The following is a 24,177-nucleotide window of genomic DNA, read 5'->3' on the forward strand; positions in this document are numbered from 1 at the left end:
GTAACCACTGGGGCCACGCGCGGCCGGGTCGTCGGGGCGCCGGTCGGGTGCCCGCCGAGGGTCCTCCGGACGGGGTGGACCGCGCGCCCGCCTAGGCTTGGCCCTCGTGTCCGACCGTCAGCCCCCGGCCGCGCTGCTCCGCGAGGCCGTCGCCCACCTCGCCCCCTCGCTGCCCGTGCTCACCGACCTCGGGCAGCGCTTCGCCGCGGCCGGGCACGACCTCGCCCTCGTCGGCGGGCCGGTCCGCGACGCCTTCCTCGGCCGGACCTCGAACGACCTCGACCTCACGACCTCGGCCCGCCCGGACGACACCGAGGCGATCCTCGCGGCCTGGGGCAGCGCGACCTGGGACATGGGGCGCGCCTTCGGGACGATCGGCGCCCGGCGCGGCGACGTGGTCGTCGAGGTGACGACCTACCGGGCCGACGCCTACGACGGCGTGACCCGCAAGCCGGTCGTGGCCTTCGGCGACACCCTCGAGGACGACCTCGTGCGCCGCGACTTCGCCTGCAACGCGATGGCCCTGCGGCTGCCCGACCTCGCCTTCGTCGACCCGCACGGCGGCCTCGAGGACCTGCAGGCCCGGCTGCTGCGGACTCCCACGACCCCGCAGGTCTCGTTCGGCGACGACCCGCTGCGGATGATGCGGGCCGCCCGGTTCGTCTCGCAGCTGGGGTTCGTCCCGGCGCCCGAGGTGCTGACCGCCCTGCGCGAGATGGCCGCCTCCATCGACATCGTCTCGGCCGAGCGGGTGCGCGACGAGCTCGTCAAGCTGCTCCTCGGCGCCCACCCCCGGGCCGGCCTGGAGCTGCTCGTCCAGAGCGGCATCGCGGCGATGGTCCTGCCCGAGCTGCCGGCGCTGCAGCTCGAGGTCGACGAGCACCACCGGCACAAGGACGTCTACGAGCACTCGATGACCGTCCTCGAGCAGGCCATCGACCTCGAGGGCCCGGCCGACGGGCCGCCCGAGTCGGTGCCCGGGCCCGACCTCGTCCTGCGCCTGGCCGCGCTCCTGCACGACATCGGCAAGCCCGCGACGCGGCGCTTCGAGGACGGGGGCGGCGTCTCGTTCCACCACCACGAGGTCGTCGGCGCGAAGATGAGCGCCAAGCGGATGAAGGCGCTGCGCTTCGACAAGGAGACGACCAAGGCCGTCGCCCGGCTCGTCGAGCTGCACCTGCGCTTCCACGGCTACGGCGACGGCGCCTGGACCGACTCGGCGGTGCGCCGCTACGTCACCGACTCCGGCGACCTCCTGCCCCGGCTGCACCGCCTCACCCGCGCCGACTGCACGACGCGCAACCTCAAGAAGGCGCGCCGGCTCTCCCGGGCGTACGACGAGCTCGAGGAACGCATCGAGGTGCTGACCCAGGAGGAGGAGCTCAAGGCCGTCCGGCCCGAGCTCGACGGGCACGCCATCGCGCAGGCGCTCGGCATCCGGCCGGGCCCGGTGCTCGGTCGCGCCTACCAGTTCCTCCTCGCGCTGCGCCTCGACGAGGGTCCGCTCGGGCCCGAGGTGGCGCGCGAGCGGCTGCTCGCGTGGTGGGCGCAGCAGCCGGAGTCCGGCGCGCAGGGCTGACCCCTCGCGCCGCGGCGCACCGGGGAGCGCTCCCCATCGTCGGGGTCGGCCCCTCGGTCTAGGCTCTGTCGACCACTCGTCATCCCGGAGGGGGATCCGTCCATGCCCGTCGTCGCGCACCCCGGCCCGAGCTCACCGGCGCCGCCCGCGCTGCGGCTCGAGGTCCCCGACAGCTGGGTCGCCGCGCCCGCCGGGGACGCGCTGCTGCGCGTCGCCGGCCCGGGCAGCGCCGGGGGCGAGGTCGTCGTCGAGGTGCGGCACCGGGTCGAGGCGGCGGGCACGAGCGCCGAGGTCCTCGTGGCGGCGCTCGCGGCCGAGGCCGCCGGGTCCTCCGGCGAGGTCGAGGAGGCCTTCGTCGTCGAGGTCGGGGGCCGCGAGTGGAGCGCCCACAACGTCTCGCGCGACGGCTCCGGCGGTGACGTCGTCGAGGTGCACCTCGTCGCGGTGCTCGCGGCGGGCGAGGAGGCCGTGACGGCCGTCCACGTGCGCGGCCGGGTCGCGGGCGAGGGGCTCGACGCCGACTACGACGCCCTCCAGCAGGTCCTCGAGACCGTCACCGTCGCGGGTTCCGATTCCGGCTCCGGCGACGGGGCCGGCGCATGAGGGCCGGGCGGGTCCTGCGGGGCAGCTCGATGCTCGTGCGCTCCGGCCGGGCCACCGACGTCGGCCGCGTCCGCGAGCACAACGAGGACAGCGTCATCGCCGCCAGCCGGGTCTTCGCCGTCGCCGACGGGATGGGCGGTCACGCCGCCGGCGAGGTCGCCTCCCGCATCGTCGTCGAGACGCTCGGCGAGCTCGAGGAGCACCCGCCGACCAGCCCCGACGACGTCTCCGCGGCCCTGCGCGAGGCGAACCGGCGCATCCTCGAGACGGTGAACGCCGACCCCGCCAAGCGCGGGATGGGCACGACGGCCGCCGGGGTCGTCGTCGTCGACACCGGCGGGCGCGAGCACTGGGTCGTCTTCAACGTCGGCGACTCCCGGGTCTACCGGCTCGCCGACCACCGGATGCACCAGGTGACGCGTGACCACTCCGAGGTCCGCGAGCTCGTCGACGCCGGGCTGCTCGACCCCTCCGAGGTCGCGACGCACCCGCTGCGCAACGTCATCACCCGCTCGCTCGGCACCGACCCGGGCCCGCGGGTCGACACCTGGGTGCTCGCGCCGACGCCCGGGGAGCGGTTCGTCATCTGCAGCGACGGGTTGAGCAACGAGCTCGACGACCGGGACATCATGGTGCTGGCGCGCCAGTACGCTGACCCCCAGACAGCAGCCGACGAGCTCGTCGGTGCCGCCGTGCGGGCCGGGGGACGCGACAACGTCTCCGTCGTGGTCGTGGCCGTCGACGCCGGAGAGGACGACGACGACGCGGACACCGCTCCGCGCGCCGGCCTGCACCGACCCTGACAGGAGCGACCGTGACCGACGTGCGAACCTCGGTGCCGGACGGCTTCCTCGAGGTCCGGGGGCAAAAGGTCGTCGCCGTCGTCGAGGTGGCCGACCGCCACCGCGACGCCCTCGAGAACGCGGCGTCCGAGGGGATGCTCCAGCTGCTCGACCTGCTCTGCTCGCGCGGGCTGCTCGTCATGCCCGCCTTCGCGCTGGCCACCACGCACGGCGACGGCGTCCGGGTGCTGCTGCGCGGTGCGGCCACCGCGACGCTGCCGGACGGCACGGTCGTCGGGGCCGACGAGCGGGCGCCGTGGCGTGAGGTCGTGCTCGAGGTCGCCGCGGCCGACGTCGTGCTCTCGGCAACCCTCCCCGAGCCCGAGGTGGCGCGCGGATGGCGCCGCCCCGCCCGGCTGCGCGCCGGCGCCGCGGCGGCCGCCGCCGTCGTGCCGGAGCCGGTCGTCGAGCCGGAGGCACTGGTGACGCTCGAGCCGGAGGGCGCAGGTGTGCACGAATCGTCGAATGTGTCGATTGATGCACGCGCCGAGCCGGAGCCGGCGGACCTCGAACCGCAGTCGCCGGCCGCGAGCGTGCAGGAATCGTCGAATGTGTCGATTGGTGCACACGCTGTGCCCGAGCCCGAGCCCGAGCCCGAGCCCGAGCCCGAGCCCGAGCCCGAGCCCGAGCCCGAGCCGGTCGTCCCTCCGGCCGACCTGACGCTGCCGCCGCCGGAGGACTCGGCCGGGCAGGCCCCGGTCGAGCGCGTGCCCGCCTCCCCGCCGCCGGACCGCACGATCATCGACTCCGTGCCGTGGCGGCGCACCGGCGGTGCACCGGCCGAGGCCGCCGACGTGGCCGCCGCCCCGCCCGTGCCGTCCCCGGTCGCCCCGCCGCCCGTCGCCGCGCCGCCGCCCCCGCCGGTCGAGCACACCGTGGCACCCGAGCCAGAGCCCGAGCCCGTCCCCGCTCCCGTGGCCACCCCCGTGCCCGACGCCGCCCCCGAGGTGACGACGGCGCGCGCCGCCCTGCCCCGGCACGACGACGACCTCGACCGCCCGGTCGTGCTCGCCGTCCTCTGCCCGGCCGGCCACCACTCGCCGCCCCACGCCGGCCGGTGCCGCACCTGCCAGCGCGAGATCCCCCCGCAGCAGCCGACGCCCATCCCGCGCCCGACCCTCGGCGTCCTGCGCATCTCCACCGGCGGCTCGGTCCCGCTCGACCGCGGCGTGCTGCTCGGTCGGGCCCCGCGGGTCAACGAGGAGCTCCCGGCCGCGCAGCGCCCCCACCTCGTCCGGGTCGGCAGCGTCGACCGCGACATCAGCCGCAACCACGCCGAGGTCGTCCTCGAGGGCTGGCACGTCCTCGTCCGCGACCTCGGGTCGACCAACGGCACGACCGTCGCCCTGCCCGGCGAGGAGCCGGTCCGCCTGCGCCCCACCGAGGACCAGGGCATCGAGCCGGGCGCCGTCATCACCCTCGCCGACGAGGTCTCGCTCACCTACGAGGTCGAGGGATGACCCCAGCCGACGCCCCGGACATCCCGGGCCTGACCTTCGTGCGCCCGCTCGGCTCGGGCGGCTACGCCGACGTCTACCTCTACGAGCAGCAGTCGCCGCGGATGAACGTCGCGGTCAAGGTGCTCAAGCGCCAGGGCCTGACGGCGGGCATCCGGCGGCAGTTCGTCGACGAGGCGAACACGATGGCCCAGCTCGCCGACCACCCCTACATCGTCCAGGTCTTCCGGTCCGAGCAGACCGCCGACGGCGGCGCCTACCTCGTCATGAAGTACTACCCGCCGCCCAACCTCGCGCAGCGGGCCAGGGCGGAGCGGCTGACGGTGGAGGAGGTGCTGCGCACCGGCGTCCAGCTGGCCAGCGCCGTCGAGACCGCGCACCGCGCGGGCATCATCCACCGCGACATCAAGCCGGCCAACGTGCTGGTCAGCCAGTACGGGCAGCCGGGCCTCACCGACTTCGGCATCGCCGGTCGGGGCGGGCACGCCGAGGACGTCGACGAGGACGTGGGCGTCTCGGTGCCGTGGTCGGCGCCCGAGGTCCTCTACGGGATGTCGAACGGCGACGCCCGCAGCGACGTCTACTCGCTCGCCGCGACCCTCTGGCACCTGCTCGTGGGGCGCTCGCCGTTCGAGCAGCCGGGCGGCGACAACTCGGCCTACGCGCTGATGCCGCGCATCCGGGCGACGCCGGTGCCGGCGACGGGCCGCGCCGACGTCCCCATCTCGCTCGAGCGCCTGCTGTCGCACGCGATGGCCAAGAGCCCGGACGGCCGCCCGCAGAGCGCGATCGAGCTCGCCCGCGGGCTGCAGGCCGTCGAGCGCGAGCAGCGCCTCGCACCGACCGCGGTCGTCGTGCTCGACGAGCAGGGCAACACGACGGTCGCCGAGTCCCCGGTCGCCCGCGGCGGCGAGGACCAGGACCGCACGAGCATCCGCGCGATGTCCGTGCCGTCCGCCGCGGCGCCCGCGCCCGAGCGCGCCCGGGTCGATGACGACGAGGACGAGGACGCCCCGGCCACCGTCAGCGGCGGCGTCGTGCTCGGTGTGCTCGCGGTGCTCGTGGCGGTCACCGTCGGGGTCGTCGTGTGGGCGCTCGGCCGCGGCGACGACGAGGCCCCGCCGACCCCGACCGCCGCCGGGACGCTGACCCGCACCGCCGCCCCCAGCCGTGCGGTCGACTACCCGGAGCAGCCCGCCATCGACGCCCGCGGCACGAGCAGCGGAGTCACGTTCTCCTGGAACTACGTCGGCGCCGAGAAGGGCGACTTCTACCGGATCCGGTTGGCCGACACCGAGGGTGCCGTCGCCGACGCCGAGATCCTCACCGTCAAGGACGGCGCCCGCTACACCGCGAAGGCGGCCTCGGGGGAGACCGTGTGCGCCCAGGTCCAGGTGTCGCGCAGCTCGGGGGTCACCTCGCCGCTGTCGCCCGTGCGCTGCGAGACCGCGCCGTGACGCCTACCCTGTCGGTGCCGACTTCCCTGCGAGAGAGGACGACCCGATGGGGGTGACCGTCGAGTACTGCGGCGAGCTGTTCGTCGCGCCGGAGGACCGGCCGATGACGATCGGCCGTGTCGCCGACGTCGAGGTCGACGACAACCCGTACCTGCACCGCGTCTTCCTCCAGGTGCACCACGAGCACGGGCTGTGGTGGCTGACCAACGTCGGGTCGACGCTCACCGCGACGGTCGCCGACAAGAAGGGCCTCTTCCAGGCGTGGCTCAGCCCGGGAGCGCGCATCCCGCTGGCGCTCGAGGCGTTCACGGTCTGGTTCACCGCCGGTCCGACGACCTACGACTTCGACGTGCTCGTCGACGACACCCCGTTCGTGTCGGTCGAGACCGCCGCCGAGTCCGAGCCCGAGGACTCCGGCGCCCAGACGACGGTCGGCCGGGTGTCGATGACCCCGGACCAGAAGCTGCTCGTCGTCGCGCTCTGCGAGAGCTTCCTGCGCACGACGTACGCCGGTGGGGGACAGATCCCCTCGTCCGCCGATGCCGCCGCGCGCCTGGGTTGGACGACGACGAAGTTCAACCGCAAGCTCGACAACGTCTGCCAGAAGCTGGCCGACGCCGGGACACGTGGGCTGCACGGCGGCCCGGGCAAGCTCGCGAGCAACCGCAAGGCCCGGCTCGTCGAGCACGCCCTCTCGACCCGGATGGTCACCGAGATCGACCTGCGCCTCCTCCCCGAGCCCGGCAGCGCCCCGACCCCCTGACCCCACCGGCCTCCACTTCTCGGGGTCACCCCGAGATGCGGACGGGACAGGACCTCCGAGCCGGGGTCTCGCGGACGAACCCCTGTCTCGCAGGCCACCCCCGCACGTGCGGGCTTTTCGCGGTCGGGTTCGGGTGGGGACAGCGATAACCCGGCACGTGCGGGCTCTTCGCGGTCGGGATCGGCGGGGACAGCGATAACCCGGCACGTGCGGGCTTTTCGCGGTCGGGTTCGGGTGGGGACAGCGATAACCCGGCACGTGCGGGCTCTTCGCGGTCGGGATCGGGTGGGGACAGCGATAACCCGCCACGTGCGGGCTCTTCGTGGTCGGAGTTGGCCCGGGACAGCGATAACCCCGCACGTGCGGGATCAGGCGCGGGCTACACCGCAGTCACTGCTGTCAGGACGACCCTGACTGCGGCGTAGCCCCCACCTCGACGCGGCGGCGGACGGCGGGACGCGGCCTGACCTGCGCCGTCGCGAGCCGCCGTGCACCCGTGGGGGTATCGGGCGGCAGCGACGGGCCGGCGACCTCCCGCCGGAACGGGGAGTGCTCCCCGCCGGACCGGCCGAAATGCCCCACGTTCTCTGGTTACTCTGGACCGGCCGGGGTGGTGGACGGGGAACCGCTCCTGGGGAGCAGACCACCACACGACGAGGAGCCGCACGTGACACGGGTGGGTGCCGCGCGGGTCCGTGACGCGCGGGGTCGCGCGCGCCGGCGCACCGCGGGCGCCGTCGTCGTCGCGCTCGTCGCCGGGGGCCTCGGGTACGCCGCGGTCGCCAGCGACGGCACGACCGTCCACGAGGCCGACCTCAACGACGCCGGGGTCTGGGTCAGCTCGGCGCAGCAGGCGAAGTTCGCCAAGGCCAACATCCCGATCGGCCAGCTGGACACCGGGGTCGCGACCGACACCGGCACCGGGGGCGGGCTCGACATCCTCCAGGACGGCGCCGCGGTCTTCGGCCTCTCGACGGCCAGCGGCGAGCTCTTCCCCCTGGACCCCCCCACCTCGACCGCCGGCGACCCCGCGGCCACCGTCCCCGCCGTCGACGAGCAGGACGGCCGCTTCACCCCCCAGCCGGTCGACCTGCGCGGCGGCACGCTCGCCCTCCTCGACCCCGCGAGCGGCAAGCTCTACGCCCAGCGCGTCGACCCCCGCACCGGCACGACCGACCTGCCCGGGGTCGCGGTGGGCGCCAAGCCCGTCGCCACCGTCGGCAGGGGCGCGGCCGTGGCCGTCGGCCTCGACGGCGTCGTCCACGCGGTGTCCGGCGCGGACGGCACCGTCACGAGCATCCGCCCGACCCCCACGGGCTTCGCGAAGCCGACGAGCACCCGCTCTGCGCTGCGCAGCCCGCACCCCGACATCACCGCGGTCGGCGCGGCGTGGGTCGCCTACGACCCCGAGACCGACCGCGTCTTCACCGCCGAGAAGCCCGAGGGCGTCGACGCGCAGGTGACGACCGACGGCTCGCGCCTCGCGGCCCTCCAGGTGCCCGGGCCGGATGCCGACACGGTCGTCGTCGAGTCCGCACAGCGCGCCGTCCAGGTGCCGCTCGACGGCGGCCTCTCGCCCGGAGGCGTCGTCATCGGTGAGCGCGTCAACCGCACCCCCGGCGCCACGCTCGTCACCCGGCCGGTCGTCCTCGGCGGCTGCGTCCACGCGGCGTGGGCCGAGCAGACGCAGGTCTTCTACGGCGCGAACTGCGGGCGCACCGGCGACGAGCCGACCGCCACGCTGCCGACCGGCTCCGAGGACCCGATCCGCGAGGGCGTCGCCTTCCGGGTCAACCGCGACCTCGTCGTCCTCAACGAGCTCGACGACGGCGGTGTCTGGGACCTGCAGGACAAGCCGACGAAGATCGACAACTGGGACGCCCTGACCCCGCCGACCCGCCAGGACGACAAGAACCAGAAGAAGGACGAGAACCTCGTCGACGAGGCCACGGCCCAGCAGCCGCCCAAGGCGGTCGACGACGCCGAGAAGGTCCGCCCGGGGCGCACGAGCAAGCTCCACGTCCTCGACAACGACACCGACGTCGCCGGCTCGGTCCTCGCGATCGACCAGCGCGACGTCACGGCGCCGACGCTGCGGGGCGCGAGCGCCACGGTCTCCTCGGACGGCCAGGCCATCGACCTCTCCGTCCCGGCCGGGACCGAGAACCAGGTGCTCGAGTTCTCCTACAAGGTCAACAACGGCAAGGCGACCTCCAAGACGGCCGGCACGGTCCGGGTCCGGGTCGTCGGCGACGAGGTCAACGGGCCGCCGGCGCTGCGCCGTGGGGGCGCCGAGATCGCCCAGCGTCCCTACCCGGTCATCGCCGGCAAGCGCCTGTCGGTGCCCGTGCTCGCCGACTGGCGCGACCCCGAGAACGACACCCTCGCCGCCCGGGCCGACGTCGAGGGCGCGGTCGTCGACGGCGGCGGGCGCGTCACCGTCACCGCCCCGGGCGAGGAGGGCCGCCAGCCGATCGGCTACGTCGTCAGCGACGGTCGCGGCGGCTCGACCAAGGGCACCGTCAACGCGCGCGTGCTCTCGACCAGCGGGGACAGCAAGTTCGTCGCGCCGCGCACGCAGCCGGATGCCGTGCGCGGTGTCGTCGGCAAGCCGCTGCAGGTCGAGCCGCTGGGCAACGACATCGCCGGCGCCGACCCGGGGGAGCCTGACGCCTCGTTGCGGCTGCGCTCCGAGGTGCGCCCCGTCGGGCCGCTGCAGGTCGACACCGACCTCGCGACCGGCACCGTCACGGTCACCGGCAACGCCGCCGGCACCTTCGAGCTGAGCTACTCGGCCGTCACGGGCGCGGGCGCCGCCCCGGGCCGCATCAGAGTCGACCTCACCGCACCCCCCGAGGGCGCCCCGCCGGTCTCGGTGCCGGACAACGCGACCCTGCACGACCAGGCCCCCGCGATGGTCGACGTCCTCGCCAACGACTACTCGCCCCGCGGCGACGTCCTCGTCACCGCGGCGGTCGAGACGACCGACGACTCCGGATGGCTCCAGCCCTCGATCTACCAGGGCCGGTGGGTCCGGCTCGAGGCGCGCGACCCCGCGCCCGCCGGTACCGAGGGCCGCCGCGGCACCATCCGCTACACCGTGAGCGACGGGACGCAGCGCACGTCCGGCCAGGTCGAGGTCCTCCAGCAGGGTCCGCTCGCCGACTCCCTCCCGCTCGTCGAGGACGACAAGGCGACGGTGCGCGAGGGCGACACGGTGAGCATCCCGGTGCTCGACAACGACACGATGGCCGACGGCATCCCGCTGCGCCTCGACCCGGGCTCGGTCAAGGTCGTGAGCAAGGGCGACGCCCAGCGCGCCTTCGCCTCCGGCAACGTCGTCCGCTACGTCCCCGAGGCCACCGGCCTGCGGGCCGCGAAGTTCGTGACGATCGAGTACGCGGCCTACGCCGAGGGCAGCAAGGAGCGCGCCCAGACCGCGCGCGTCCGCGTGCAGGTCAACCCGCTCCCCACGAAGCAGCAGGTCAACCAGGCTCCCGTCGCCCGCAGCTTCACGGCGACCGTGACGGCCGGCGACCCGCTGACGATGACCATCCCGACCTTCGGCGTCGACCCCGACGGGGACTCGGTGTCGGTCACCGGGGTCGTCGGCACCGACGGCGGGCCCGTCGACCTGCGCCTCGGCCGCGTCGTGGGCACCGGCCCCACGACCATCCGCTACGAGGCGTTCCCGCTGGCCGCCGGGACCGAGGTCATCACCTACGAGGTGCGCGACCGGTTCGGGGCGACCAGCCGCGCGTTCGTCAGGGTCGGCGTCGTCCAGCCGGGCGACCCCCAGCCGCCGGTCGCGGTGCCGGACGAGGTCTTCGCCGCCCCCGGCAAGACCGTCACGGTCAAGCCCCTGGTCAACGACCTCATCGCCCGCGGTGACGTCGTCGACGTGCAGACCGAGGGCCTCAACCCCGCCGGCGAGCTGAGGAAGTGGACGGTCGACGGCGACGACACCGTCCGCACCAAGGTCCCCGACGACACCTCGGCCCTGCACCAGCTCGTCTACGGCATCAGCGACGGCCTCTTCGACCCCTCGCGCGCCACCGTGCTCGTGCGCCCCGTCGTCGGATACAAGAACCCCCCAGTGGCCAACGACGACGTGGCGGCGCCGAGGCCGGGCGAGACCTCGAGCGTGGTCGACGCCCTGGCCAACGACACCGACGTCGACTCCGACCCCGCGACGCTGAAGATCGCCGAGGTCCTCTCACCGGACGCGCAGGTCACCGCCGACGGGCGCGTGTCGGTGAAGATCCTCGACCACGCCTACTCGGTGCCCTACGTCGTGGTCGACGAGGACGGCGAGCGGGCGATGGCGCTGATCCACGTCCCGACCGGCGCCAACGGGCAGCCGTTCGTCGTCGCCGGGTCCCTGGTCAAGATGGACCCCGACTCCTCCAAGACCGTCAACCTGGCCGACCACGTGCGCTCCCCGCGCGGGCGGGTGGTGTCGGTGACGACGGCCTCGACGGTCTCGGCCTCCCCGGCGGAGAACCTCTCGGTCACGCTCGTCGACAACCGCACGCTGCAGCTGACCTCCTCCAACGGGTACGTCGGCCCGGCGGCGGTGATGCTGGAGGTCACCGACCAGAGCGCGGTCGGGCAGACCGACTTCGGCACCGCCTACGTCTCGGTCCCGGTGCAGGTCGGGCCCCTGGTGCCGCTGCTGCGCTGCCCCGACGGCGCGGTCACCGTCACCGCCGGCGGGCTGGACCGCACCGTCGACATCCCCACCGTCTGCCACGCGTGGCTGCCCGTCGGGATGACCTTCGACGACGTCCAGTTCGAGACCCGTTGGAAGACCCCCGCGGACGCCGACCTGCGCGCCGACGGCCAGGGCAACCGCCGCCTCACCCTCCACGCCGACACCGACGCCCAGACCTCCACGGGCACCCTCGAGATCTCCTCGCGCGGGATGGCCCAGCCGTCGTCGCTCACCGTCAAGGTCGTCGGCGCCGACGCCCAGGGCCCCGCGCGGCTGCGCCCGATCTCGGTCTCCGGGCTCGAGGAGGGGCAGTCGCGCACCGTCGACGTCTCCGGCTACCTCGACTCCCCGCTCTCCGACCCGACCTGCGCCATCGTCCGGGCCACCGTCGAGTCCGGCTCGGGCATCACGACCTCGTTCTCCGGCTGCTCGCTCACCCTCACCGCGGGCGAGCGCCCGTCGCCGACCGCGTCGATCGGCCTCGTCGTCACCGACGGCCCGCGCCGCGAGACCTCCGGCCGGGTCACCGTGACGCTGCTCGGGCGCCCCGACCCGCCGCGCCAGGTGCAGGCCGTCGCCGACCGCGACGCCGGCGGCCAGGCCCGCGTGCGCTGGCTGCCGCCGACGTACGACGGCGGCTCGGTCGTCACGGGCTACGTCGTCCGCTGGAGCGGCGGCTCGTCGGGCGAGCAGACCTGCTCGGCCTCGCCCTGCACCATCCCCGGGCTGACCAACGGGCAGGACTACACCTTCACGGTCGCCGCCGTGAACGGCATCGGCGAGGGCGACCCGTCGGCCCCCAGCGCCGCAGTCCGTCCCGACCGGCTGCCCGAGGCCGTCACCGGCGTCCGGATGGTCAGCCGCGGCGACGGCACGCTGACCATCGCCTGGGACCAGCCGGTCAACGAGGGCAGCGCCCTGCGCAAGTACGTCGTCCGGCTCATCTCCTCGACCGGCCAGACCAAGACCCAGGACGTCGCCGCCGGCACCCGGCAGGCCACCGTCACCGGCCTGGACAACATGGCCGAGCAGGACGTGCAGGTCCAGGCGTGGAACGAGCTCGGCGCCGGGCAGTTCGGCCCGGCCGTGACGATGCAGTCCGCCGGCACGCCGCCGGCGCTGCCCGCCCCGAAGATCGCGGCGAGCGGCCCCGGCCCCGCGGCGGACTCGGCGACCCTGACCATCTCGTGGGAGCAGGGCACGCCCAACGGCCCGCCGACCACCGGCTACACGCTCTACCAGCAGGTCGCGGGCGGCGGCTGGACCGCGGTCGAGCGGCTCGCCCCGGACCGCCGCAGCACGACCGTCGTCGTGCCCTACGACGGGCGCGAGTACCGCTACACCGTGACGCTGACCAACGGCGCCGACCTCGAGGGCCCGAAGACCAACTCGTCGTCGTTCACCTCCAACGGCGTCCCGTCCGACCCGTCGGTCAGCGCGGCGACGCCCGCCGCCGACCAGAAGATCCGGGTCACCGTCACCGTCGGCCAGCCGCGCGCGGCGTCCTTCTCGGTCATCCGCTGGTCGGCCAACGGCGCCTCCGGCACCCACCAGTGCGGGTGCGCGCCCGGGTCGCAGGTCAGCTTCGACATCGGCCCGCTCGACACCAGCCCGACCCAGGCCTACGCCGTGACCGTCCGCACCGAGAACTCGGCCGGCGCCTCCTCGAACCCCGCCGGGACCAACGCGACCCCGTACGGCCCCACGCTCTCGCCCTCCGGCCTCAACGGATCCAACGACGGCACCACCGGTGCGACCTGGACCTGGAACCTGCCGACGAACGGCCGCCCGGTCGACCAGGTCCGCCTCTCGGGCGCCGACACCGGCACCTTCGGCGGCGGCAAGACCTCGCACTCGATCAGCAAGGGCCCGGGCACCTACACCCTGACCGTCGAGGCGCACTCGGACGCCGGATGGTCGGCGCCGGTCTCGCGCCAGGTCACCGTGCCGAACCCGCCGCCGCCGGACCCCGAGGTCTTCAACGTCCACAAGGGCCCGCCCTACCGCCCGCCGAACGCGGTCGGCAGCTGCACGAGCGGCAACTGCCCGCGCGTGGCGTTCGACGTCCGCAACTTCCCCGCCGGCGGGGGCGGCTGGACCGTCAGCGTCATCCGGAACGACGGCCAGGAGCTGTTCACCTCGAGCGTCCAGTTCTTCCCCAGCGGCGACGGCACCGGCACGACCGGCGAGACCGGCAACACGTCCAACTGGCGCAGCACCGGCATCGTCATCGCCAACGGCGAGGGCCCCCTCCACGTCCGGCTCTGCCGCGGTGGCACCTGCCACCAGTCGGCCGACGTCGGCTGGTGACCCCCGCACCCCCCTCGCCCCCTCCACGGAAGGACACCCACCGCATGACCGTCACGACCGACCAGGCCGCCTGGTTCTCGCAGACCTTCGCCGCCATGGTCGCCAACGTCGACAAGGCGGTGCTCGGCAAGGAGCACGTCATCCGCCTGGCGCTGACCTGCATGCTCTCCGAGGGCCACCTGCTCCTCGAGGACTTCCCCGGCACGGGCAAGACCCAGCTGGCCCGGGCGATGGCCGGCACGGTCAAGGGGACGAACTCGCGCATCCAGTTCACGCCCGACCTGCTGCCGAGCGACGTCACCGGCGTGACGATCTACGACCCGAACAGCAAGGTCTTCGAGTTCCACGAGGGCCCGATCTTCGCGACGATCGTCCTCGCCGACGAGATCAACCGCGCCTCGCCGAAGACCCAGTCCGCGCTCCTCGAGGTGATGGAGGAGGGCCACGTGACGGTCGACAAGACGCGGCACTCGGTCGGTGAGCCCTTCATGGTCATCGCGACCCAGAACCCCATCGAGCAGGCCGGCACCTACCGCCTGCCCGAGGCCCAGCTCGACCGCTTCCTCATGAAGACGACGCTCGGCTACCCCGACCACGACGCGACGGTCCGGGTCCTGCGCGACGCCGCGACCCGCGACCGCACCCGCGCGCTCGAGCCGGTCGTCACCGCCCAGGTCGTCAGCGACATGGCCGAGCTCGCCGACGGCGTCCACGTCGACGACGCGATCCTCGAGTACGTCTCGCGCCTGGCCGAGGAGACCCGCCGCCACGTGAGCATCCGCCTGGGCCTGTCGGTCCGCGGCTGCCTCGCGTTCGTGCGCTGCGCCAAGACGTGGGCGATCAGCCAGGGCCGCGACCACGTCGTCCCCGACGACGTCAAGCTCCTCGCGCAGCCGGTGCTCAACCACCGCCTGCTCGTGACCGCCGAGGCGCAGTTCGCCGGCATCACCGTCGAACAGGTCATCGACCAGATCCTCGCCGAGGTGGCCCCGCCCACGGAGCGTGTGCCGGCATGAGCGACCCCACCGGGCGGCCCGAGGACGCCGAGTCGACGGTCCGTCGCTCCGACCTCACCCCTCCCTCCGCGCCGCGAGGTGCCGGGGGCGGTGCCGCGCGCCCGGTGGACGACGCGGCCGACGGCGCGACCTCGCGCCCGGCCCGCTCCGCCCGCCGCCCGGGCGGGGGCTCGAAGCGGCCGCGCACCGGTCGGCGCCTCACGCTGCCGCGCCTGCGCACCACCGGACCCGGTCGCGACGGCGCCGGCCGCTCGCGCGCATCCGCCCGGCCGACCAGCCGCGCGCAGACCCGGGCCGACGGCAGCACGCGCACCGTCACGCTGCCCCGCGTCCAGGTGCCGAGTGCCCTGACCGACACCGGCGCCCGCATCCTCGTGCTGACCGGCGAGCGCATCAAGCCGATCGCCGACCAGACCCGCCGGGTCTGGCACCCCGTCGTCGAGGTGCTGCGCTGGGTCTCGCCGCTCGGCTGGACGGTGCTGGCCGTCGGCCTCCTCGCCTGGTGGATGACGGCGCGCTTCGCATGGGCCGAGCTCGGGATGGTCGCGGCCGCGTGCCTCGTCCTCGTGCTCGCCTGCGTCCTCCTCGCGCTCGACCGGGCCAAGGTCCGCATCCGCGCCGACGTCGAGCCCGCCCGCGTCACCGTCGGTGACCCCGCGACCGGCCGCATCGCCGTCACCAACACCCCGAAGCGGGGGATGCTCCCGCTGCTCGTCGAGCTGCCCGTCGGGCGCACCGCCGCGCGCTTCACGCTGCCGGCGCTGGCCCCGGGCCGTACCCACGAGGAGCTCTTCGTCGTCCCGACCTCCCGGCGCGGCGTCGTCCCCGTCGGCCCGGCGACGACCGTGCACGGCGACCCGTTCGGGCTGGTCCGGCGCACCGTGCAGTGGACCGAGCGCTCCGAGCTCTACGTCCACCCGCGCACCATCTCGCTCGACAACCTCGGCGCCGGGCTCCTGCGCGACCTCGAGGGCGAGGTCACCCCGGACCTGTCGATGTCCGACCTCGCCTTCCACGCGCTGCGCGAGTACCAGGCCGGCGACGACCGCCGCTACGTCCACTGGCGCTCGTCGGCCAAGCACGGCCGGCTGCTCGTGCGGCAGTTCCTCGACACCCGCCGCAGCCACCTCGCGATCGTCGTCGACACCACGCCCGAGGTCTACGCGAACGACGAGGACGACGTCGAGCTCGCCATCTCGTGCGCGGCGTCGCTCGCGCTGCGCTCCATCCTCGACGAGCAGGACACGACCGTCGTCTGCCACGGCGAGACCGCGTCGCGCACGACGGCGCCCCTGACCCTCGACGCGCTCGCCCGGGCCGAGGTCGGCCTGCTCGACCTCTACGGCTCGGTCGGCCAGGCCGCCGCGCTCGCCCCCGACGCGAGCATCGCCGTGCTCGTCACGGGGGTCGAGCGGCCCTTCATCCAGGTGCAGCGCACCCTCGCCCAGTTCGAGCCGGAGGTCGTCAAGGTCGCCCTCGTCGTCGACCCCGACGTGCCGGTCGGCGTGCGGCGCCTCGGCTCGATCGTCATCCTCCACGTGCGCGAGCTGACCGACGTCCGCCGCGTCCTCTTCTCCGGAGCCCTCGCATGACCGACCAGCAGCCCGCCGGCCCGGCGCAGCCCAGCCTCGCGACCGCCCTGCGCGGTGGCCGGAAGCGGGCTCCCCGCCGCCGCGACGCCGACGCGCCCTCGGTGTGGCGGCGCCTGGTCCCCGGCCGTGACGCGCTCGTCGACCTCGTCTTCGCGCTCGTGCTCGGCAGCATCGCCCTGCTCGGGATGCGCACCGGCTTCCTCGGCGTCGAGTGGGTCGTCGCGGCGTGGTCCGGCCTCGTGCTCGGCCTGCTCGTCGGGCACGTCGCCGGCACGTTGCGCTGGATGGCGCTGACCACCTTCGCGGTGCTCGTCGCCGTGTACTTCCTCCTCGGCGGTCCGCTCGCCGTGCGCGACAACCTCGTCGCCGGGTTCGTCCCGACCGGGCAGACGTTCGTCGACCTCGCGACCTGGGCGGTCACCGGCTGGAAGAAGTGGCTGACGCTCCTGCCGCCGGTCGACGCCCGCGGTCCGGTGCTCGCGCTGCCGTGGCTCGCCGGCCTCCTCGGCGGCGCGACGACGCTCGGGTTCGCCCGCCGCTGGGCCAACGTGCCGCTCACCGCGGTGGCGCCACTGGCGCTGCTCGCGGCCTCGATCGCCCTCGGGACGACGCAGCCCGCGGCCCTGCTCGTACAGGGGGTCGGCTTCGCCGCCGTCCTCGTCGCCTGGCTCGTCGTCCGCGCCCACCGCACCCGCCCGCCGGTGCAGAACGGCGCCGGCCGCGGCGTCCGGTTCGCGACGGCCGGCGTCCTCGCGGTCGTCGCGCTCGTCGCGGGGACCTTCGCCGGGCCGCTCCTGCCCGGCACCTCCGCCGCCGCGACCCGCGAGGTCGTGCGCGAGCGGCTCGTGCCGCCCTTCGACGTCTCGCAGTTCGCGAGCCCGCTGCCCGGCTACCGGCAGTACACCGAGCCGAACGACGCGAAGCTCTACGACGAGGTCGTCCTGCGGGTCAGCGGCCTGCCGGCCGGCACGCCCGTCCGCTTCGCCACGCTCGACCGCTACGACGGGCTCGTGTGGGGCGCCGCCGACCGCACCGCCGACGGCACCCCGTTCCAGCAGGTCGGCTCGCGCATCGCGCCGTCCGGCGCCGACGGGCGCGAGGTCGACGTCGACGTCACCGTCCCCGACGGCGGCTACTCCGGCGTCTGGCTGCCGACCGTCGGCGACCCGACCCGCATCGAGTTCTCCGGCCCGCGCGCCCGCGACCTCGCCGACGCCCTCTGGCTCAACACGGCCACCGACACCGCCGTCGTGCAGGCCGGCCTCCTCGGCGGCGACACCTACCGGATGTCCGCCCTCGTGCCCCCGGCGCCGGCGACGACCCTGCCGGAGGACCTCGACGTCCGCACCGGCGCCTCGACGGCCGTCGACACCGACTTCCTCGACGCCAAGATCGACGCGCTGACCAGCCGGGCCGACGGCGGCCCGTGGTCGAAGCTGCGCGCCTTCGCGACCGCGATGCGCACCGAGGGCACGTACACCGACGGTGGCACCCCGAACAGCTTCGAGAAGGTCTACCTGCCCGGGCACGCCGTCTCGCGGCTCACCCGGTTCGCGGGCTCGAGCAAGCTCGCCGGCAACGACGAGCAGTACGCGGCGACGCTCGCGCTCGTCGGCCAGCGGCTCGGCATCCCCAGCCGCGTCGTCATGGGCGGCATCCCGCAGGCCGGCGGCGAGGTCCGCGGCAAGGACGTCCACGCCTGGGTCGAGGTCCAGCTCGACGACGGCACGTGGTTCCCGATGGGCTACCAGTCCTTCGTGCCGAGCCGCGACAAGACGCCGAGCGAGCAGCAGCTGAAGACCGAGGAGCAGAAGGTCGGCGCCCAGGTGCCGCCGCCCGCCGGCGTCAGCCCGCCCTCGGTGCTCCAGGGCCCGGACCAGGCGCAGAACGCCACCGACGTCACCAAGCGCAAGAAGAACCCCTTCGACGTCACCGCCTGGCCGCTCTGGCTGCAGATCCTGGCCGCTGTCGTGGCACTGCTGCTGCTGGCCGCCCTCTACGTCGGGGTGCTGCGCCTGCTCAAGGCCCGGCGCCGCCGCCGGCACGCCTCGCTCGGGCCCGTGCCCGGCCGGGCGGCCTGGGTCTGGCGCGACCTCGTCGCCGAGTCGCGCTCGCTCGGGGTGCCGGTGCCCCGTGGCGTGACCCGCCGCGAGCAGGCGCACGACATCGACGCCGCGGTCGCCCTGCGCTCGGCGCCCGAGTCGGCCCCGGGCGAGCCCGCCGCGTACGCCGTCGCCGACGACCTCGTGCCGGTCAGCGCCGTCGCGGCGTCGGTCGACGCCGTCGTCTTCGGCCCCGGCGAGGGCGACCCGGAGGCGACGACGGCCCTGCACGCGCAGGCCGAGGCGGCCCGCACGACGATGCGCTCGGGGCTGAGCCGCTGGGCGCGGCTGCGCTCCGACGCCGACCCGCGCCCCCTCTGGGTGCAGCGCGAGCGCACCGCCCCGCGCCCCCGGTGGTGGCGCCGGCTGCGCCTGCCGAGCCTGCCCCGGCGGCGCGGCGGCCAGGACCCGACCCCGGCCTGAGCGGGCGCACCCGCGAACGTGGGTGAAGGACGTCGGCATCCCGACGGTCTCCACCCACGTTCGCGGTGGAGCAGGTGCGGGAAGACGTCGGGCGACCTCGGCGGTCCGGCCCGACGACGGTCAGGAGGCCTTGAACTCCCGGCGTCGGCCGGGGTGGGCGAGGGTGCCCGGCACGGGGAGGATGCCGTCCTCGACCGCCCGGATGTAGAGGTCGGTCTTGGTCGGGGCGGGGCGACCGACCGTGTCGTACTTGGCGCGGGCTCGCAGGAGGTAGGTGCGGGTGGTGTCCTCGGAGACGTTGAGGCGGCGGGCCACCGACCCGAGCTTGAGGCCCGCGGCGTAGTGGCGCACCACCTCGGTCTCGCGGGGCGTGAGGTCCGGGACGCGCCAGGTGTCGTCGTCCTCGAGCAGCCGCGCCCAGTCCGGGGACGTCGACGTGCGGCCCGCGGCGACCTCGACGAGGGCCGCGGCGAGCACCGGGAGGTCGGCGCACTTCGAGACCACGCCGCAGGCCCCGGCCTCGAGCGCCTTGGCCACGAGGTGCGGCGCCCGGTACTCGCTGAACAGGAGCACCGCGACCCCCCGCTGCGTGAGGAAGGTGACGTCGGCGGCGGTGTCCGTGGCGTCGGGGAGCTCGACGTCGAGGAGGATGACGTCGACGGGCTGCCGCTGCTCCAGGAGCCGGAAGACGGTCGGCTCGACCGGCCCGATCTCGGCCTGCGGGAGCAGCGTCGGCAGGGTGTGCCGCAGCCCCGCGACCACCACCGGTCGATGGTCGACGATCCCCAGCCGAAAACGCTCCACGCGGTCCCCCACAGCACCCCTGACCACGGTCTTCCCCTCGACCGTGCTCCCCGACCGGGAACTATACGACGACCGTCCGACACCCCGTGGCGGGTCCCGGTATCCGGTCCTCCACCGAGCGACCCGGGTGACGGGCTCCGGAGGCAGCACGCCGACGGGGCGGCCGCCCGTGAGGGAGACCGCCCCGTCGTGGGTGCCCAGGCCCGGTGGCCGGCTACACCGCAGTAACCGTCGCTGCAGCGACCGTTACTGCGGTGTAGCCCGCGATGGGCCGGGGGAGGGGGCGCCTCAGCGCTCCTCGTCACCCGCGATGAACGCCTCGAGGCGGGCGCGGCCGACCTCGTCGGGGCGCTGCTCCGGCGGGGACTTCATGAGGTAGCTCGACGCCGAGAGCAGGGCGCCGCCGATGCCGCGGTCCTTGGCGATCTTCGCCGCGCGGATGGCGTCGATGATGATGCCGGCCGAGTTCGGGGAGTCCCAGACCTCGAGCTTGTACTCGAGGTTGAGCGGGACGTCGCCGAACGCGCGACCCTCGAGGCGGACGTAGGCCCACTTGCGGTCGTCGAGCCACGCGACGTAGTCCGACGGCCCGATGTGGACGTTGCGGTCCTCGGTCTTGCCGGCGAGCGACCCCGTGAGGTTGCTCGTGACGGCCTGCGTCTTGGAGATCTTCTTGGACTCCAGGCGCTCGCGCTCGAGCATGTTCTTGAAGTCCATGTTGCCGCCGACGTTGAGCTGGTAGGTGCGGTCCAGCTGGACGCCGCGGTCCTCGAAGAGCTTCGCCATGACGCGGTGGGTGATGGTGGCGCCGACCTGCGACTTGATGTCGTCGCCGATGACCGGCACGCCGGCGGCCTCGAACTTCGCGGCCCACTCGGGGTCGGAGGCGATGAAGACCGGCAGCGCGTTGACGAAGGCGACGCCCGCGTCGATGGCGCACTGGGCGTAGAACTTGTCGGCCTGCTCCGAGCCCACCGGGAGGTAGGAGACGAGCACGTCGACCTGCGCGTCGCGCAGCATGGCGACGACGTCGACCGGCTCGGCACCGGACTCGTCGATCGTCTGGCGGTAGTACTTGCCGAGGCCGTCGAGGGTGTGGCCGCGCTGGACGGTGACGCCCGTCGTCGGCACCTCGGCGATGGCGATCGTGTTGTTCTCCGAGGAGTTGATCGCCTCCGACAGGTCCTTGCCGACCTTCTTGTCGTCGACGTCGAACGCGGCGACGAACTCGACGTCGCTCACGTGGTACTCGCCGAAGCGGACGTGCATGAGGCCGGGGACGGTGGCGGTCGGGTCGGCGTCCCGGTAGTAGTGCACGCCCTGCACGAGCGAGGACGCGCAGTTGCCGACGCCGACGATGGCGACGCGGATGGAACCCATGGCTTCTCCTGGGGGGTCGTGGGTGGAGGGGGTGGAGCAACGGCACCGGGCGCGGACGGACCGCGGGCCCCGGTGGCCGCCTACGGCTGGGGGCCGGGGTCGGTGGGGTGGCGCCGTTCGGCGTCGATGAGCTCGCCGAGCCAGCGCACCTCGCGCTCGGTCGTCTCCTCGCCGTGCCGCTGGAGGGCCGCGGTGTAGGAGTCGAGGCGCTCGCGGTGGCGGGCGGAGCGCTCGCGGACCCGCTCGAGGTCCTCCTCGAGGCGGGTGCGCCGGCCCTCGAGGATGCGCAGGCGCACCTCGCGCTCGGTGCGGGCGAAGAAGGCGAAGCGGACGTCGAAGCCGTCGTCCTCCCAGGACGAGGCGTCGGTGCGGGCGACGAGCTCGGCGAAGTGCTCCTTGCCGGCGGCGGTCAGCTCGTAGACGACCCGCGGGCGCTTGCCCGGGCGGGGGCCCTCGCTGGCCTCGGCGATGAGCCCGCGGCCCAGCAGCGTCTTGAGCGCCGGGTAGAGCGTCCCGTAGGAGAGGGCGCGGAAGGGGCCGAGCGCGGTGTTGAGCCGGCGGCGCAGGTCGTAGCCGTGCGTCGGGCCCTCGTGGAGGAGGCCGAGGACGGCGAGCTCGAGCAGCTGCGCACGGCGGGACACCACGGCCTGCGCCTCCTCTCGCTCTCGGCGGTCCGACCTGACAAACTCGGACCTTGTCACCTCGAACGTAACACAGATATATCGGAGCGATACATCCCGTGCGGCGGCGTGGCACGCCGGACAGGGGCGCAGGGGGCGCAGGGGGCGCCGGCCGCGGGGCCGGGGGCCGGCTCGTCCGTTGTTGGGGTTTTCCCAGCCTGCGTGGTCATACTGGCGGGTGGACGCGGCGCGAGCCGCGTCGTTCACTGCCCCCCGTTCCCTGCCCCGGAAGCCCATGAGCCAACGACAGCCACGCCCCCGCCCCGACGCCCCGCGGCGGGCGGCCGCCCGCCCCGGCGCCGCCGCCCCGAAGACCTCGCGCACCCGTCGCTGGCTGCGTCGTGTCGTCTGGGCGGGCCTCGGGGCGTTCGTCCTCGGGCTCGCCGGGTTCTTCGTCGCCTACGCGATGACCGACATCCCGCAGCCGAACGAGATGGTGACCGCCGAGGCCAGCACCGTCTACTACTCCGACGGCAAGACCGTGCTCGCGCGGCTGTCCGACGAGGGTGGCAACCGGCAGTCGGTGCCGCTCGCGGACATCTCCGAGAACATGCAGCACGCGATCCTCGCGGCCGAGGACCGGGACTTCTACCAGAACAGCGGCATCAGCCCGACCGGCATCGCGCGCGCCGTCTGGGTCGCGGTCAAGGGCGGGCAGGCGACGCAGGGTGGCTCGACGATCACCCAGCAGTACGTCAAGAACTACTTCCTCACCCAGGACCGCACGCTGACCCGCAAGGCCAAGGAGATCCTCATCTCCCTGAAGATCGACAAGCAGCAGTCCAAGGACGAGATCCTCACCAACTACCTCAACACGATCTACTACGGCCGCGGCGCCTACGGCATCGAGACCGCCTCGCAGGCGTACTTCAAGAAGAGCGCGAAGAACCTCACGCCGGCCGAGGCCGCGGTCCTCGCGTCGGTCATCCGCGGGCCGTCCTTCTACGACCCGACGCTCGGTGACGAGCAGAAGGCCAACGCGCAGGAGCGCTCCGCCTACATCCTCGACGCGATGGTCGCCAAGAAGTGGCTCTCGCAGGAGGACCGCGACCAGGCCGACGTCGACGAGGTGCTCGACCGCATCCAGCCGTACAAGCCCAAGCAGCTCGGCGGCACGAACGGCTACGTCGTCGACCTCGTGAAGAAGGAGCTGACGAGCAAGTACAAGCTGAGCGACACCGACATCCAGCGCGGTGGCCTCAAGGTCGTCTCGACCGTCGAGCGCGCCAAGCAGTACGCCGCCGTGACGGCCGTGCGCGACCAGCGCCCGGACGTCGAGGACGTCCACGAGGGCCTGGTCTCGGTCCGCCCGGGCAACGGCGCGATCGTCGCGCTCTACGGCGGCGAGGACTTCGCCGACCGGCCGCTCAACAACGCGACGCAGGCGAAGATGCAGGCCGGCTCGACCTTCAAGATCTTCACCCTCATCGCCGCGCTGCAGGAGAAGAAGGCGAGCATCCGCTCGACCTTCCCCGGCTACAGCCCGCAGTACTTCGAGGAGTTCGCCGACCCGGCGTCGTCCGACTCCGAGACCCGCCGCGGCCGCGTCAAGAACTTCGGCAACGAGCAGTTCGGCAACATCGACCTGCTCACGGCGACCGGCCACTCGGTCAACACCGTCTACGCGGCGCTCAACATCGAGGTGGGCCCCAAGAACACGATGGCGGCCGCGCAGGACGCCGGGGTGCGCTCGAAGCTCGAGGCGAACGTCGCCGACGTGCTCGGCACCGACTACGTCACCGTCCTCGACATGGCCAACGCCTATGCGACGATCGCGGCGCAGGGCGTGCGTGCCGAGCCGTACATCGTCAAGGAGATCCGCTTCCCCGACGAGAAGCAGCCGGTCGTCAAGGCCAAGCCGAAGACCAAGCGCGTCTTCGACGAGGACCTCATGGCCGACGTCATCACGGCGATGCAGGAGCCGGTCAACGGCGGCACCGCCCGCTACGTCGGCGAGAACCTCGGCCGCCCGGCCGCCGGCAAGACCGGCACCTCCGAGAGCTTCCGCTCGGCCTGGTTCGACGGCTACGTCCCGCAGCTGGCCACCGCGGTCGGGCTCTACCGCTCGGACGACAAGACCGGCAAGGAGCTCCAGATGGAGAACCTGCCGAACGCCGGCAACATCACCGGCGGCACCTTCCCGACCCGGATCTGGACCGAGTACATGAAGGCCGCCCTCGAGGGCAGCGACGTGCGCGAGTTCCCGCAGCCGGCGAACATCAACAAGGACGTGCTGCCGCCGCCGCCGCCCACGACGCAGGCGCCGCAGCCGACGCAGAGCTCGGCCCCGCCGTCGAGCTCCGCCCCGCCGAGCTCGAGCGCCCCGCCGTCGCCGAGCGACCGGCCGACGCAGACACCGGAACCGAGCGCGACCCTGCCGTCGCTGCCGGGCCGGCCCTCGGGCAGCCCGTCGCCGAACGCGTCGCCACCCACGGGCTGAGCCCCGGCTCGCGTC

Annotated in this window: 14 protein-coding genes; 11 read left to right on the forward strand and 3 right to left on the reverse strand. The window is 74.1% G+C overall.

Annotated elements, in window-relative coordinates; translation table 11 throughout:
* Positions 1 to 106 precede the first annotated feature (106 nt).
* From HL663_RS04115 to HL663_RS04160, 10 genes are all read left to right on the forward strand, one after another.
* Positions 107 to 1,579: a CCA tRNA nucleotidyltransferase gene (locus HL663_RS04115; protein ID WP_216842676.1), complete on the forward strand. Its 1,473-nt coding sequence runs from the start codon at positions 107 to 109 to the stop codon at positions 1,577 to 1,579.
* Positions 1,580 to 1,681: 102 nt separating this feature from the next.
* Complete coding sequence (locus HL663_RS04120) at positions 1,682 to 2,182, forward strand: hypothetical protein (RefSeq protein WP_173027182.1); 501 nt, start codon at positions 1,682 to 1,684, stop codon at positions 2,180 to 2,182.
* Positions 2,179 to 2,985, forward strand: coding sequence for a PP2C family protein-serine/threonine phosphatase (locus HL663_RS04125; RefSeq protein ID WP_286175921.1), 807 nt, complete (start codon positions 2,179 to 2,181; stop codon positions 2,983 to 2,985). Before HL663_RS04120 ends, HL663_RS04125 begins: the two co-directional genes overlap by 4 nt.
* 11 nt (positions 2,986 to 2,996) lie before the next feature.
* Positions 2,997 to 4,484, forward strand: a complete 1,488-nt coding sequence (locus HL663_RS04130; RefSeq protein WP_173027183.1) for an FHA domain-containing protein — start codon at positions 2,997 to 2,999, stop codon at positions 4,482 to 4,484.
* Positions 4,481 to 5,938, forward strand: coding sequence for a serine/threonine-protein kinase (locus HL663_RS04135; RefSeq protein ID WP_173027184.1), 1,458 nt, complete (start codon positions 4,481 to 4,483; stop codon positions 5,936 to 5,938). Before HL663_RS04130 ends, HL663_RS04135 begins: the two co-directional genes overlap by 4 nt.
* A gap of 46 nt (positions 5,939 to 5,984) precedes the next feature.
* Positions 5,985 to 6,701 carry an FHA domain-containing protein gene (locus HL663_RS04140; protein WP_173027185.1) on the forward strand — a complete coding sequence of 239 codons (717 nt, stop codon included), beginning with the start codon at positions 5,985 to 5,987 and terminating at the stop codon, positions 6,699 to 6,701.
* A gap of 667 nt (positions 6,702 to 7,368) precedes the next feature.
* Entirely contained in the window at positions 7,369 to 13,725 is a 6,357-nt protein-coding gene (locus HL663_RS04145; protein WP_173027186.1) for an Ig-like domain-containing protein, read from the forward strand.
* 44 nt (positions 13,726 to 13,769) lie between these two features.
* Positions 13,770 to 14,741 (forward strand): AAA family ATPase, encoded by a 972-nt coding sequence (locus HL663_RS04150; protein ID WP_173027187.1) that lies wholly within the window; start codon positions 13,770 to 13,772, stop codon positions 14,739 to 14,741.
* Positions 14,738 to 16,333 carry a DUF58 domain-containing protein gene (locus HL663_RS04155; RefSeq protein WP_173027188.1) on the forward strand — a complete coding sequence of 532 codons (1,596 nt, stop codon included), beginning with the start codon at positions 14,738 to 14,740 and terminating at the stop codon, positions 16,331 to 16,333. The genes HL663_RS04150 and HL663_RS04155 overlap by 4 nt, the downstream gene beginning before the upstream one ends.
* Entirely contained in the window at positions 16,330 to 18,858 is a 2,529-nt protein-coding gene (locus HL663_RS04160; RefSeq protein WP_173027189.1) for a transglutaminase TgpA family protein, read from the forward strand. Before HL663_RS04155 ends, HL663_RS04160 begins: the two co-directional genes overlap by 4 nt.
* A gap of 120 nt (positions 18,859 to 18,978) precedes the next feature.
* On the opposite strand, the gene HL663_RS04165 is transcribed toward HL663_RS04160, so the two are convergent.
* From HL663_RS04165 to HL663_RS04175, 3 genes are all read right to left on the reverse strand, one after another.
* Positions 18,979 to 19,623 carry a helix-turn-helix transcriptional regulator gene (locus HL663_RS04165; RefSeq protein WP_173027190.1) on the reverse strand — a complete coding sequence of 215 codons (645 nt, stop codon included), beginning with the start codon at positions 19,621 to 19,623 and terminating at the stop codon, positions 18,979 to 18,981.
* Positions 19,624 to 19,950: 327 nt separating this feature from the next.
* Positions 19,951 to 21,042, reverse strand: coding sequence for an inositol-3-phosphate synthase (locus HL663_RS04170; RefSeq protein ID WP_173027191.1), 1,092 nt, complete (start codon positions 21,040 to 21,042; stop codon positions 19,951 to 19,953).
* An 80-nt stretch (positions 21,043 to 21,122) separates the two neighbouring features.
* Positions 21,123 to 21,683 (reverse strand): PadR family transcriptional regulator, encoded by a 561-nt coding sequence (locus tag HL663_RS04175; protein WP_173029991.1) that lies wholly within the window; start codon positions 21,681 to 21,683, stop codon positions 21,123 to 21,125.
* A 274-nt stretch (positions 21,684 to 21,957) separates the two neighbouring features.
* Here HL663_RS04175 and HL663_RS04180 point away from each other — a divergent pair, with 274 nt between their 5' ends.
* Complete coding sequence (locus HL663_RS04180; protein WP_173027192.1) at positions 21,958 to 24,162, forward strand: transglycosylase domain-containing protein; 2,205 nt, start codon at positions 21,958 to 21,960, stop codon at positions 24,160 to 24,162.
* Positions 24,163 to 24,177: the final 15 nt, after the last annotated feature.

This window comes from Arthrobacter sp. NEB 688, from assembly GCF_013201035.1.
Lineage (GTDB): Bacteria > Actinomycetota > Actinomycetes > Actinomycetales > Dermatophilaceae > Phycicoccus.